This is a genomic window from Sphingopyxis sp. Root1497 (assembly GCF_001427085.1).
In the GTDB taxonomy this organism is placed as follows: Bacteria; Pseudomonadota; Alphaproteobacteria; order Sphingomonadales; family Sphingomonadaceae; genus Sphingopyxis.
In genome coordinates this window covers 1485481-1497698 of record NZ_LMGF01000005.1, presented here as the reverse complement: position 1 = coordinate 1497698, position 12218 = coordinate 1485481, and the positions used below count along the sequence as shown (strand labels likewise).

Sequence of the window (12218 nt, the reverse complement as noted above, 5' to 3'; positions counted from 1 at the left end):
GCCCCGGAGTCTATCCATGGAAGCCCTCTTCACCTCGACCGCCGTCGTCGCGCTCGCCGAAATCGGCGACAAGACGCAATTGCTCGCGATCCTGCTCGCGACGCGCTTCAACAAGCCGGTGCCGATCATCTTCGGCATTCTCTTCGCCACCCTTGCCAACCACGCGCTCGCCGCGCTGCTCGGCGCGTCCGCGGCCAGCTTCCTCGACAGCCCGATCTTCCGCTACGCGATCGGCCTCAGCTTCATCGCGATGGCGGCATGGACCCTCGTCCCCGACAAGCTCGACGACGATGAAGCCCCCAAGCCGCGCTTCGGCGCCTTTCTGACCACGCTCGTCGCCTTCTTCCTCGTCGAAATGGGCGACAAGACGCAGGTCGCGACGATCGCGCTCGGCGCCCAATATCACAGCGTGCTGCTCGTCACGACCGGCACCACCCTCGGCATGATGATCGCCAATGTCCCGGCGATCTTCCTCGGCCACGAACTGCTCAAGCGCGTCAATCTCGACACGGTGCGCAAGGTCGCCGCCGTACTTTTCCTCGTCATCGGCATCTGGGTGCTGATACAGGCGGCCGGCCTGTTCGGCTGACGCCGCAGGGAAGGAGAAGGCGATGAACTATTTCTATCTGGCGCTGGCGATCGTGGCGGAGGTCATCGCGACCTCGTGCCTCAAATGGTCGGCGGGCTTCACCAAATTGCTGCCGTCGGTCGTCACCGTCGTCGGCTATGCCATCGCCTTCTATTTCCTCTCGCTCACCCTGCGCACCATCCCGACCGGCATCGCCTATGCGATCTGGTCGGGGGCGGGCATCGTGCTGATCGCCGCGGTCGCCTGGGCGTTTCAGGGCCAGAAGCTCGATGCCCCGGCGATCGTCGGTATGGGGTTGATCATCAGCGGCGTCGCGGTGATGAACCTCTTCTCGAAGGTCAGCGCGCATTGATGCATGTGCGGCTGTTCATGACAGGCAATATAGGGTAGGGGGCTATCCCATGTCGCATCTGAAACCCAACAAGGATCAACTCCTTGCTCGCGTCCGCCGGATCGCCGGACAAGTCGCCGCGATCGAAAAGGCGATCATCGACGACGCCAGTTGTTCGGCGGTGCTGCACCATGTGGCGGGAGTTCGCGGGGCGGTCCTCGGGCTCGCCGACGAACTGGTCGAGGACCATGTCCGCGAACATCTCGCGCGTCCGGGACTCACCGACGCGGAGCGCAGCGAAGCGGCGGACGAGCTGCTGACGGTCATCCGGCGCTACGGCAAATAGGGGCGGCACAATGTCTTTCGATAGCCAGGTCGACGACCTCACCCACGACCATGTCTTCCTCGGCCCCGGCCACGACGAAAACGGCCGCCGCACCCTTTGGGTGGTCGCGATCACCGCGGTGATGATGGTCGCCGAAATCGTCGCGGGGATCGCCTACAACTCGATGGCGCTGCTCGCCGACGGCTTTCATATGGCGACCCACGCCGGCGCGCTCGGGATTGCCGCCATCGCATATGCTTATGCGCGCAAACATGCCCGCAATCCGCGCTACAGCTTCGGCACCGGCAAGGTCGGCGACCTCGCCGGCTTCGCCTCGGCACTGATCCTCGGCATCGTCGCGCTCGGTATCGCCTTTGAATCGGCGCAGCGCCTGCTTGATCCGCGTCCGGTCGACTTCCTCGACGCCACCATCGTCGCCACTATTGGCCTGATAGTGAACATCGTCTGCGCGGTGCTGCTCGGCGGCGGTCACAGCCATGGGCCGGGACACAGTCACGGCCATGCGAACCACAATCATGCACACGACGACCATGATCACCATGGTCACGATCACGATCATCACCACAACGACCATGCCAAGCCTGCGCGGCACAGCGACAACAATATGCGCTCGGCCTATCTCCATGTCCTCGCCGATGCGCTGACCTCGGTGATGGCGATCGCGGCGTTGCTCGGGGGGCGGTACCTCGGCTGGATCTGGCTCGACCCCGTCATCGGGATCGTCGGCGCCGTCGTCATCGCCATCTGGGCCTGGTCGTTGATCCGCGACACCGCGTCGGTGCTGCTCGACAGCAGCGAACCCGCGCTCGAGGCGAAGATCCGCCGAACCCTCGAAGCCGAGGGCGACATCCGTCTCGCCGACCTCCACGTCTGGCGCGTCGGCCCGGCGGCTCATGCCGCGATCGTCTCGGTCGAAGGGGGCAGTTGCGATGCGATCCGCCGGCGGCTGGCGAGCATATCGGAAATCGCCCATCTGACGGTCGAGACAAGGCGGGAGCCGCCGCATTTATCGGTGGATAAAGAGTTGTAAATATGGCCCTATCACACAAGCGACAGGGCTGCTTTCGATTGTTCCATCGGAAATCCGGCCATATCGTCGATCGGCAATCGGGTGGGGTAGGCCATGATTTCGAGCAACAGCTGTTCCGCCGTGCTGGCCGGGGCGATACTGGCATCCACCTTGTTGGCGCCCACCGCCGTCCAGGCGCGCGACGGCGAAGCCTATGTCCAATATGCACTCGGGCTCACCGACCCGCTCGACACCGAATTTCGCGTCGATGGCATCAAGCAGGCCAACCGCGTCGATTATCACACCGGCCAGTTCGATACGGCGCTTTCGGTCGGTTACGACTTCGGCACGATCCGCGCGGAGGGTGAGTTCATCGCCCAGCGCAGCCGGATTCACGACTATATCGTCAACGTACCAACGTTGCTCACCGGTCCCGAAGTCGCGCAGCCGGCGCTCTATCCCGATGTCAAAGGCTATACGCACCGCAAGGCGCTGATGGCCAACATCATCGTCGAAGCAGGCGGAAACGGGAAAATCGGCCTCTACGGCGGCCTTGGCGTCGGGTTTCAGAATGTGAAAGCCAGCCGTTTCCGCAGCCGCCTGCTGCTCGATCCGTTCATCGACGCATCATCGACCCGGCTGGTCGGGCAGGCCATCGTCGGCGCCTATATCCCGTTGTCGAAGAACCTCGACCTTGGCGTCAAATATCGCCTCATCCACGGCGAAGGCTTCCAATATACCAGCATCCAGGGCGGCCAGACCTTCAAGGGCAACTTCGGTTCGCACAGCTGGCTGGGAACGCTGGCCTGGAATTTCTGATTGCCCTCGGCTTTTGGCGGACAGGGTGGGATTCGAACCCACGGTGAGCTTGCACCCACGGCGGTTTTCAAGACCGCTGCCTTAAACCACTCGGCCACCTGTCCTCCGCCCGCGCCATAGCGCGCGCGCGGCTTGCGGCAAGCGAAACCTTGTCCGGCGGCGCGGCGGACTGGCGGTTCTCCGTCCGCCGCGCTTATGACTCGCTTCATCGGGTCGCAGGCTGGTCATTCAGCGTGCATCTGTGTCAGACCTTGCTTATGGGGTGGGACATGATGCGCACTGCAAGTTTCGGAATCACACGCTTTTTCTCGCTGTTCGCGGCGTTCGTATCGGCGTGGATGTTCACCGCCTCGGCGCCGCTCCATGCCCAAAGCGGCGATCCCGGCTTCGACACCTATATCCAGTCGCTATGGCCCAAGGCGCAGGCGCGCGGCGTGTCGCGTGCGACCTTCGACCGGGTGACCATCGGGCTGCGCTACAATCCGCGCGTCATTGCGCTCGACCGCGACAATCTCGGCGCGCCGCCGACCAACGACACCCCGATCCCTGCCTTCGCCCCCTATAAACTCAAGCATGTCGATGCCGCGCGCATCGGCGGCGGGCGCCGCGTCCACGATCGGCTGCTGCCCTTGCTGTCGCGCATCGAGCAGCGCACCGGGGTGCCGACCAGCATCATGATCGCGATCTACGGCCATGAAACCGCTTACGGCCAGGTCACCGGCAATTTCGACCTGCCCGAGGCGCTGGCGACCCTCGCCTATGAAGGGCGCCGCCGCAGCCTGTTCGAACCCGAATTCCTCGCGACATTGCAGATGGTCGAACAGGGCGTGCCGCGACAGGTGCTCAAGGGCAGCTGGGCCGGCGCCTTCGGCTATCCGCAATTCCTGCCCTCGGTCTATCTGCAGGTTGCCGAGGACGGCGACGGCGATGGCAAGGCGAATATCTGGTCGAGCGAGGCCGATGCGATCGAATCGATCGGCGCCTATCTGCGTCGTGCCGGCTGGCGCGCCGGGCAGCCCTGGGGCGTCGCGGTCAGCGTTCCCGCCGGGTTCAACCGGACGCGCGTCGCCAGCAAGCTCGAACCCACCCGCTGCCCGCGCGTTTTCGCGCGCCACAGCCGCTGGCGCTCCGTCGCCGAATGGCGCGCCGATGGCTTCCAGCTGGCGGGCGGCAATTGGCCCGACGGTCGCGTCCAGGCGACCTTGCTCGAACCCGACGGGCCGGGACGCACCGCTTATTTGCTGACCGGCAATTATCGTGCGATACTCGATTACAATTGTTCCAATTTTTACGCACTGTCTGTGGGGTTGCTGGCGGATGAAATCGATCGGTAATAGGGGGGTCATACTGGCGGCGACATTGCTGCTGGCGGGTTGCGGAAGTGTCGATGGCAAGCGCGATGGCGGCCCCGTGGCCGGGCCGGCGCCTGCGCCCGGCGGCAGCGCGCTGGTCGACGGCCCGCCCAAGCTCGGCGCGCCCTTCACGGTGGCCGGCACCACCTACACTCCGTCCGACATCGCCGATTACGACGATGTCGGCTATGCGAGCTGGTATGGCGAGGAACTCGCGGGGTCGCCGACCGCGATCGGCGAGTCCTTCAACCCCGACGGCATCAGCGCGGCGCACAAGACGCTGCCGCTGCCGAGCTATGTCGAGGTGACCGCGCTCGATACCGGACGCACCATCGTCGTGCGCGTCAACGACCGCGGGCCGATGGCCAACGACCGGTTGATCGACCTGTCGCGCGGCGCCGCGCAGCAGCTCGGCCTCACCGGCGGCGTCGCGGCCGTGCGCGTCCGCCGCACCAATCCGCCGATGGCCGAACGGGCGCAACTGCGCAGCGGCGGCGCCGTCGGCGAACGGCTTGCGACCCCCGACACCTTGCTGGTCCTGCTCCGCAACAAGCTCAAGGACAGGCCGGCGCCTGCCGGTGTAGTCGCGGCGACCGCGAGCAAACCCACCCCCTCGGCCCCCGCGCCGGGCGGCGACCGTTTCATCGTCGAAGGTCCGGGCGCCAAGGCCGCGACCAAGCCCGCGATAACCAGGCCCACCGCCGCGAAACCGGCAACCCCGCCGCCCGCTGCCAAGCCCGCACCCGCCGACAGCGGCAGCTATGCGGTGCAGGTCGCCGCCTTCAGCAGCCAGAGCCGTGCCAATGCCGCCGCGAAATCGGTCGGCGGCACGGTGACCAAGATGGGCAACCTCTGGCGCGTGCGCATGGGGCCCTTCGCCAGCGAGGCCGAGGCGCTCGCCGCCGCCGGCAAGGCCAAGGCCAAGGGGTTCCGCGACGCGCAGGTCCAGCGCGACCGCTGACGCCCGATGACGGGATACCGGCACAGCAAAACAAGGGCAGGGGGCGCGGCCTTGGCGGCGTTCGCGCTGCTGCTTGTCCCTGCCGCCGCGCCCGCCGCCAATCCGCCCGCGAAGAAGGCGCCCGCCCAAAAGGCGCCGGCAGCGGTCAGCCGTCCGCTCTATGTCACCCAGGCGCCGATCGTGATGCTCAAGGATCTCGATTCGGGCGCGATCCTGTTTTCGCGCGGCGCCGACAAACGCTTCGCCCCCGCCTCGATGGCCAAGGTGATGACCGCCTATGTCGTGCTCGACCTGATCAAGGCGGGCAAGCTGTCGCGCGACACGGTCTTCACCGTCGACGACGCGACCTGGAAACAATGGAACGCCCGCCGCGGCGGCTCGACGATGTTCCTCCGCGCCCGCGAAAAGGTGAGCGTCGACGAACTGCTCAAGGGGCTGATCACCGTCTCGGGCAACGACGCCGCGACCGCGCTCGCGGTCGGCATCGACGGCAGCGAGGATGCTTTCGTCAAGAGAATGAACGAGGTAGCGAAAAAGATTGATATGAAGTCGAGCCTCTTCGGCACCCCCAGCGGCTGGCCCGACGGCGGCGTCACCAAGGTGTCGGCGGCCGACCTGATCACGCTCGCCGACCGGCTGATCCGCGACCATCCTGCGGGATATGCGCGCTATTTCTCAATTTCCAGCCTCCGACACGGCAAATCGCCCGACGGCAAGCCGATCGTCCAGCCGAACCGCAACCCGATCCTCGGACGGTTCGCGGGGGCCGACGGGCTCAAGACCGGCCACACCGCCGATGCCGGCTATTGTTTCCTCGGCTCGGCTAAGCGCGACGGGCGCCGCCTGATCATGGTCGTCGCGGGGATGAGCAGCGAAAAGGCCCGCCGCGACGAGGCCGAGCGGCTGATGGCCTGGGGCTTCGATGCCTGGGAAGGGCGTGAGATCGTCCCTGCCGGTGCCAAGGTCGGCCAGATCGATGTCGGGCAGGGGGCAAAGCCCATGCTCGCCGCCGAAGCCGTCATCCCGGTCCGCATGACCGTGCCCGCGGGCTATCGGGGCGGCTATCGCGCGACCGTGCGCAGCCAGAGCCCGCTCGCCGCGCCGATCGCGCGCGGCACCCGTGTCGCCGACCTTATCGTTACCCCCGACGGCCTGCCGCCGCAAATCACGCCGCTACTCGCCGCGACTGATGTGGGGGAGGGCGGCTGGCTCGACCGCGCGCGCACCGGCTTCTACCGGCTCACCGGACTGTGAGCGGCCGCTTCATCACGCTCGAGGGCGGCGAGGGGGTCGGCAAGTCGACCCAGATCCGCGCCCTCGCCGCCGCGCTCACGAAGCGCGGGGTCGATGTCGTGACCACCCGGGAACCCGGCGGCAGCCCCGGCGCCGAGGCGATCCGTACCCTGCTGATGACCGGCAGCGACGACCGCTGGGACGCGCGCAGCGAGGCCTTGCTCTTCGCCGCCGCGCGCGCCGACCATGTCGCGCGCACCATCCGCCCCGCGCTGGCACGCGGCGCGTGGATCCTCTGCGACCGCTTCGTCGACTCGTCGCGCGCCTATCAGGGTGCCGGCGGGGGGCTGACCGATGCCGACATCCTCACCCTCCATCGCATCGGCTCCGAAGGCTTGCTTCCCGACCGCAGCTTCCTGCTCACCGTCGACACCGACGAGGCCGCGAGGCGTCTCTCGGTCCGTGACGCCGCCGGCGCCGACCGTATGGGCAGCAAGTCGGCCGACTATCAGGCGCGCCTCACCGCGCGCTTCGCCGCGATCGCCGCTGCCGAACCCGACCGCTGGCGCGTTGTCGCCGCCGAGGGCGCCGCCGACGCCGTGACGTCAGCCATCCTCGCCGAGCTCGAACCATGGCTCTGATCGGGCATCAAGAGGCGGAAAACGCGTTCCTCGAATCCTGGGCCGCCGGGCGGCTCCATCACGCCTGGCTCCTCGCCGGGCCGCAGGGCATGGGCAAGGCCGCCTTCGCCGCTCGCGCCGCACGCTTCCTCGTCACCCATGACGAGGGCGGGGCGAGCGCCGCTATCCGCCTCGACGACGCCGGCGATACCGCCGCCGACCGCCTCGTCGCCGCGGGCAACCATCCCGAGATTCTCCACCTCAACCGACAGGTGAAGGACAAGGGCAAGGACCTCGCGCGCAACATCACGATCGACCAGGTGCGCGAGCTAAAGGCCCGCCTTCACTTCTCGCTGTCGCTCGGCGACTGGCGTGTCATCATCGTCGACGCGATCGACGATCTGGAGCCTGCCGCGTCCAACGCGCTGCTCAAGACGCTCGAGGAACCGCCGGCGCAGACCGTCTTCATCCTGATCAGCCACTCGCCGGGGCGCCTGCTCCCGACGATCCGGTCGCGGTGCAGAACGGTGCGTTTTCAACCGGTTGACCATGACGTCATGACGGCGTGGCTGCACGCACTGCGCCCCATGGCCGATATGGTCGAGCTTCGCGCCACCGTCGCCGCGTCGGGCGGCGTCCCCGGCAAGGCGCTCGCGCTGATCGACAGCGACGTCGGCGCGATGGAAAAGAAGCTGCTCGCCATCGCCACCTCGGGCGACCCCGGCAATCGCTTGCGCGAAGCGCTCGCGCGCGAGGTCGGCGGCACGGCCAATCGCGCCAAACTCGAACTCGTCATTGACATCGTCCCCGGCCTGCTCGCCCGCATCGCACGCGAGCGCCCGGTTGCCGAGATCGCGCCGGTGCTCGCGCAATGGGACAGGGTGCAACGCACCGTTCGCGATGCGATCCGCGGGTCGTATGACGGCGCGATGGTCGGGTTCGAGATCGGCAATTGCCTCGCCGAACTGGCGCCGCGCGGCGTGCCGGCTCGCTGACCCGGCGGAAGGGGCCACTTCCCCTTCCGGCCCGCACCCGCTAAGGCGCGGCCATGTCCGAAACCAACACCCCTTTCTACATCACCACCGCGATCAGCTACCCCAATGGCCGCCCGCATATCGGCCACGCCTATGAAGCGATCGCCACCGACGTGATGGCGCGGTTCCAGCGCGCCCGCGGCCGCGACGTGCGGCTGACCACCGGCACCGACGAACATGGCCTCAAAATGTTTCAGACGGCGCGCGACCAGGGTCGCCCGACGATCGAACTCGCCGATGAAATGTCGGGATATTTTCGTGAGATGTATGCCAAACTGAATATCAGTTTCGACCATTTCATGCGCACGTCCGACCCCGCGCATCACGCCGCATCGCAGGCCTTGTGGCGTGCGATGGAGGCCAATGGCGATCTCTATCTCGACCGCTACGAGGGCTGGTATTCGGTCCGCGACGAGGCCTATTACGACGAAAGCGAATTGATCGCGGGGGAAGGGGAAGCCAAACTCTCGCCGCAGGGGACCGCGGTCGAATGGACCGTCGAGGAAAGCTGGTTCTTCCGCCTCTCAGCCTATCAGGACAAGTTGCTCGCGCTCTATGCGGCGAATCCCGATTTCATCCGCCCCGAAAGCCGCCGCAACGAAGTGCTGCGCTTCGTCGAGGGCGGGCTCAAGGATCTCAGCGTGTCGCGCACCAGCTTCGACTGGGGGGTGCCGGTGCCGGGATCGCCCGGCCATGTCATGTATGTCTGGGTCGATGCGCTGACCACTTATATGTCGGCGCTCGGCTATCCCGATACCGACGGCGAATGGGGCAAATACTGGCCCGCCGACATCCATATGATCGGCAAGGATATCGTTCGTTTTCATACGGTTTACTGGCCGGCCTTCCTGATGAGCGCCGATCTGCCTTTGCCCAAGCAGGTGTTCGGGCACGGCTTCCTGCTCAACCGCGGCGAAAAGATGTCGAAATCGCTTGGCAATGTCGTCGACCCGATGACCCTCGCCGACACCTTCGGGGTCGATCCGCTGCGCTATTATCTGCTCCGCGAAGTCAGCTTCGGGCAGGACGGCACCTATTCGGCCGAGGCGATCGTGCGCGCCGCCAACGCCGATCTCGCGAACAGCTTCGGCAATCTGGCTCAGCGCAGCTTATCGATGATTTTCAAGAATTTGGGCGGCGAACTGTCGGCCGATTACACGGCGGCGCCGGACGATAACGACCTGCTCGCCGACCTTCACGCGATGGCGACCGAGCGCCTGCCGGCGGAATTCGACCAGCTCGCTTTTTCGGTCGGCATCGAGGATTGGCTGCGCGCCGTGTTCGCCTGCAACCAATATGTCGACACCCAGGCGCCCTGGGCGCTGCGCAAGACCGATCCCGAACGGATGCGCGCGGTGTTGATGACGCTGTTCCGCGCCGTGCGCGCGCTCGCCATCGCGATCCGTCCGGTCGTGCCGACCGCCGCCGACGCCCTGCTCGACCAAATGGGCATCGCCGCCGATGCGCGCGACTTCGCCGCGCTCGATGACGCCGAATGGCTTGCGAAGCTGGTTGCGACCGGCTTCACCGTCGGCCAGCCCGTCCCGATCTTCCCCCGCCTCGAACTGCCCGAGGGTGCCGACGAGAATGGGGGGGAAGGGGAGGCCTGATGCTCGTCGATTCGCACTGCCACCTCAACTATAAGGGGCTTGCCGAACAGCAGGGCGAGGTGCTGGCGCGTGCGCGCGACCGTGGGGTCACCGCGATGCTCAACATCGCGACGCGCGAAAGCGAATGGGACGATGTGCTCGCCGCCGCCGAGGCGAATGAGGACGTCTGGGCCAGCGTCGGCATCCATCCGCACGACGCCGACCACCATCCCGACGTCGACACCGCGAAGCTCGTCGAGCGCGCGGCGCACCCGCGCGTCATCGGCATCGGCGAAACCGGGCTCGACTATTATTACGACAAGAGCGACCGGCAGCGGCAGCAAGACAGTTTCCGCCGCCACATCCACGCGTCGCAGGCGACCGGCCTGCCGATCATCGTCCACACCCGCGATGCCGAGGAAGACACGCTCGCGCTGCTGGGGGAGGAGATGGGCAGGGCGACATTCCCCGGCGTGATCCACTGCTTCACCGCCAGCGACGATTTTGCAAGGCAGGCCCTGGCGCTCGGCCTCTATATCTCGATCTCGGGCATCGTGACCTTCAAGAACGCCGCCGATCTTCAGGCGACCGCGCGGTGGCTGCCACAGGACCGGCTGCTGATCGAAACCGATTCCCCCTTCCTTGCCCCCGTCCCGCACCGCGGCAAGACCGGCGAACCGGCTTTCGTCGCCGACACCCTCGCCTATCTCGCCGATCTGCGCGGCGAGGACAGGGCGGTCCTGGGCGCCGCGACAAGCGCCAATTTCTACCATTTGTTCAACAAGGCGGCGCCATGACGTCACGTCTGGCATGAAGGCCGCGCTATGAAAGTTCGCATCCTGGGTTGCGGCACCTCGTCGGGGGTGCCGCGGATCGGCAACGACTGGGGGCAGTGCGATCCCGACAATCCGCGCAACCTGCGCAGTCGCTCGTCGATCCTGATCTCCTTGGGCGGTTTCCGCCTGCTCGTCGACACCAGCCCCGACATGCGGCTGCAACTGCTCGATGCCGAGGTGGGGGCGATCGACGGCGTCATCTGGACTCACGAGCACGCCGACCACTGCCACGGCCTCGACGACCTGCGCCAGATCATGCATTTGCGCGGCTCGCAGGTGCCGGCTTACGCCCGCAACCATGTGCTCGACACGCTCAAATGGCGCTTTACCTACGCCTTTGCGGGGAACGCCGGCTATCCGGCGTTGGTCGATCCGATCGACCTGCTCGACCATCAATCGATCGGCCCCCTCGAAGTGTCGGCGATCGAAATGCCGCACGGCCCGATCAAGGCCAGCGGGCTCATCTTCAGCGATGGTGTCCACAAGATCGGCTATGCGACTGATTTTTCGAAATTTACTGACGAGATGGTCGATTTTTTCCAGGGTGTCGATCTGTTCGTGATCGACGCGCTGCGCCGTTATCCGCACCCGACGCATCCGCATCTGGCGATGTCGCTCGCGGCGCTGGAAAAGGTTGGGAATCCGCGCGCGATCATCACCCATATGGACAATACGATGGATTACGACGACCTTGCCGGCGAACTGCCGCCCGGCGTCGAGCCGGGCTATGACGGGCTGGAGGTGCAGCTGTGAACGACATGGGCGTCAATCTGATCTGGGGCATCGGTTCGCTGGCGCTAGTGGTCAGCGCACTCGTCGCGCGCCAATTGCCGATGAAGGACTGGATCAAGATGGCACTGGCCTGGATCGCGATCTTCGGCCTGATTTTCCTCGTGATCCGGACATGGCAGGTCGTGACGTGACTCCGGCGAAGGAAGCAATGCGCTGATGCTTTCCACGATCTACTGGATCGAAAACCCCGGCGACATGCGCATCGCTATCATGGCGCGGCCTCGATCCGGCGAATGGCTCGAGGATGAGATCGCACATTGGGCCCGTTCAGGCGTCGGGATCGTCGTCAGTCTGCTTGAACGCGAAGAGATCGACGATCTGGATCTCGCGCGGGAACCTGCGCTGTGCAACCACAATGGCATCGAGTTTCTGTCGTGGCCGATCCCGGATCGCGGATTGCCTGATGATGCGGCCGCATTCGGGCGTTTCGCGAACGACATGGCGGCACGCGGCAAGCCAGTCGCAATCCATTGCCGGGCCGGCATCGGCCGCTCGTCGGTTCTGGCGGCAGCAATCATGATCGGTGCCGGGCAGTCGGCCGACGATGCGCTGGACGCCATCGCGACGGCGCGCGGGGTAAAGGTTCCGGATACCGACGAACAGCGGGACTGGATCCGGGCGCTCGGTGAAAGAAACCGATCGTGCTCCCTTCGCTTCTCTCGACCAATTTAACATAATATATATTATCGGATAAACTGATGTCTCAA

The 12218-nt window shown here is 65.9% G+C and carries 16 protein-coding genes and 1 tRNA gene; 15 read left to right on the top strand and 2 right to left on the bottom strand.

Translation table 11 applies throughout. The features are described 5' to 3' along the window. Window positions 1-16: 16 nt before the first annotated feature. From ASD67_RS21600 to dmeF, 4 genes are read left to right on the top strand one after another with little or no spacing between them, the layout of a single operon-like run. Window positions 17-589 (top strand): TMEM165/GDT1 family protein, encoded by a 573-nt coding sequence (locus ASD67_RS21600; protein WP_056351482.1) that lies wholly within the window; start codon window positions 17-19, stop codon window positions 587-589. Between the two features lie 22 nt (window positions 590-611). Next, window positions 612-941, top strand: coding sequence for an SMR family transporter (locus ASD67_RS21595; RefSeq protein WP_056351479.1), 330 nt, complete (start codon window positions 612-614; stop codon window positions 939-941). Between the two features lie 49 nt (window positions 942-990). Next, the gene (locus ASD67_RS21590; protein WP_056351476.1) at window positions 991-1266 is read left to right on the top strand and encodes a metal/formaldehyde-sensitive transcriptional repressor; all 276 of its coding nucleotides are present in this window, start codon (window positions 991-993) and stop codon (window positions 1264-1266) included. A gap of 10 nt (window positions 1267-1276) precedes the next feature. Further along, the gene (gene dmeF / locus ASD67_RS21585) at window positions 1277-2296 is read left to right on the top strand and encodes a CDF family Co(II)/Ni(II) efflux transporter DmeF (RefSeq protein ID WP_056351473.1); all 1020 of its coding nucleotides are present in this window, start codon (window positions 1277-1279) and stop codon (window positions 2294-2296) included. An 11-nt stretch (window positions 2297-2307) separates the two neighbouring features. Here dmeF and ASD67_RS23390 read toward each other — a convergent pair whose 3' ends face one another. After that, complete coding sequence (locus tag ASD67_RS23390) at window positions 2308-2460, bottom strand: hypothetical protein (RefSeq protein WP_162248627.1); 153 nt, start codon at window positions 2458-2460, stop codon at window positions 2308-2310. On the opposite strand from ASD67_RS23390, the gene ASD67_RS21580 reads away from it, so the two are divergent. Continuing rightward, the gene (locus tag ASD67_RS21580) at window positions 2450-3094 is read left to right on the top strand and encodes an outer membrane protein (protein WP_056351470.1); all 645 of its coding nucleotides are present in this window, start codon (window positions 2450-2452) and stop codon (window positions 3092-3094) included. The two genes, ASD67_RS23390 and ASD67_RS21580, sit on opposite strands and share 11 nt — an antisense overlap. A 14-nt stretch (window positions 3095-3108) precedes the next feature. On the opposite strand, the gene ASD67_RS21575 is transcribed toward ASD67_RS21580, so the two are convergent. Then, window positions 3109-3198: transfer RNA gene (locus tag ASD67_RS21575), tRNA-Ser, on the bottom strand. Between the two features lie 234 nt (window positions 3199-3432). Between ASD67_RS21575 and ASD67_RS21570 the strand changes: the two genes are divergently transcribed. From ASD67_RS21570 to ASD67_RS21530, 10 genes are read left to right on the top strand one after another with little or no spacing between them, the layout of a single operon-like run. Beyond that, a complete protein-coding gene (locus tag ASD67_RS21570) occupies window positions 3433-4428 on the top strand; it encodes a lytic murein transglycosylase (protein ID WP_056352309.1) in 996 nt (331 codons plus the stop codon). Then, a complete protein-coding gene (locus ASD67_RS21565; RefSeq protein WP_082545238.1) occupies window positions 4412-5407 on the top strand; it encodes a septal ring lytic transglycosylase RlpA family protein in 996 nt (331 codons plus the stop codon). Before ASD67_RS21570 ends, ASD67_RS21565 begins: the two co-directional genes overlap by 17 nt. A gap of 51 nt (window positions 5408-5458) precedes the next feature. Further along, window positions 5459-6661, top strand: a complete 1203-nt coding sequence (locus ASD67_RS21560; RefSeq protein ID WP_056351464.1) for a D-alanyl-D-alanine carboxypeptidase family protein — start codon at window positions 5459-5461, stop codon at window positions 6659-6661. After that, window positions 6658-7281, top strand: coding sequence for a dTMP kinase (tmk, locus tag ASD67_RS21555; protein WP_056351455.1), 624 nt, complete (start codon window positions 6658-6660; stop codon window positions 7279-7281). Before ASD67_RS21560 ends, tmk begins: the two co-directional genes overlap by 4 nt. After that, window positions 7272-8255 (top strand): DNA polymerase III subunit delta', encoded by a 984-nt coding sequence (locus ASD67_RS21550; RefSeq protein ID WP_082545236.1) that lies wholly within the window; start codon window positions 7272-7274, stop codon window positions 8253-8255. Before tmk ends, ASD67_RS21550 begins: the two co-directional genes overlap by 10 nt. 53 nt (window positions 8256-8308) lie before the next feature. Further along, on the top strand, window positions 8309-9904 hold the full coding sequence (gene metG / locus ASD67_RS21545) for a methionine--tRNA ligase (protein WP_056351452.1): 1596 nt from the start codon (window positions 8309-8311) through the stop codon (window positions 9902-9904). Then, window positions 9904-10680: a TatD family hydrolase gene (locus tag ASD67_RS21540; protein ID WP_056351449.1), complete on the top strand. Its 777-nt coding sequence runs from the start codon at window positions 9904-9906 to the stop codon at window positions 10678-10680. Before metG ends, ASD67_RS21540 begins: the two co-directional genes overlap by 1 nt. Window positions 10681-10707: 27 nt before the next feature. After that, window positions 10708-11472, top strand: a complete 765-nt coding sequence (locus ASD67_RS21535) for an MBL fold metallo-hydrolase (protein ID WP_056351445.1) — start codon at window positions 10708-10710, stop codon at window positions 11470-11472. Further along, window positions 11469-11642: a hypothetical protein gene (locus tag ASD67_RS23290; RefSeq protein ID WP_156377824.1), complete on the top strand. Its 174-nt coding sequence runs from the start codon at window positions 11469-11471 to the stop codon at window positions 11640-11642. Before ASD67_RS21535 ends, ASD67_RS23290 begins: the two co-directional genes overlap by 4 nt. Before the next feature lie 25 nt (window positions 11643-11667). Next, the gene (locus tag ASD67_RS21530) at window positions 11668-12183 is read left to right on the top strand and encodes a protein-tyrosine phosphatase family protein (RefSeq protein ID WP_056351438.1); all 516 of its coding nucleotides are present in this window, start codon (window positions 11668-11670) and stop codon (window positions 12181-12183) included. The last annotated feature ends 35 nt before the right edge of the window (window positions 12184-12218 follow it).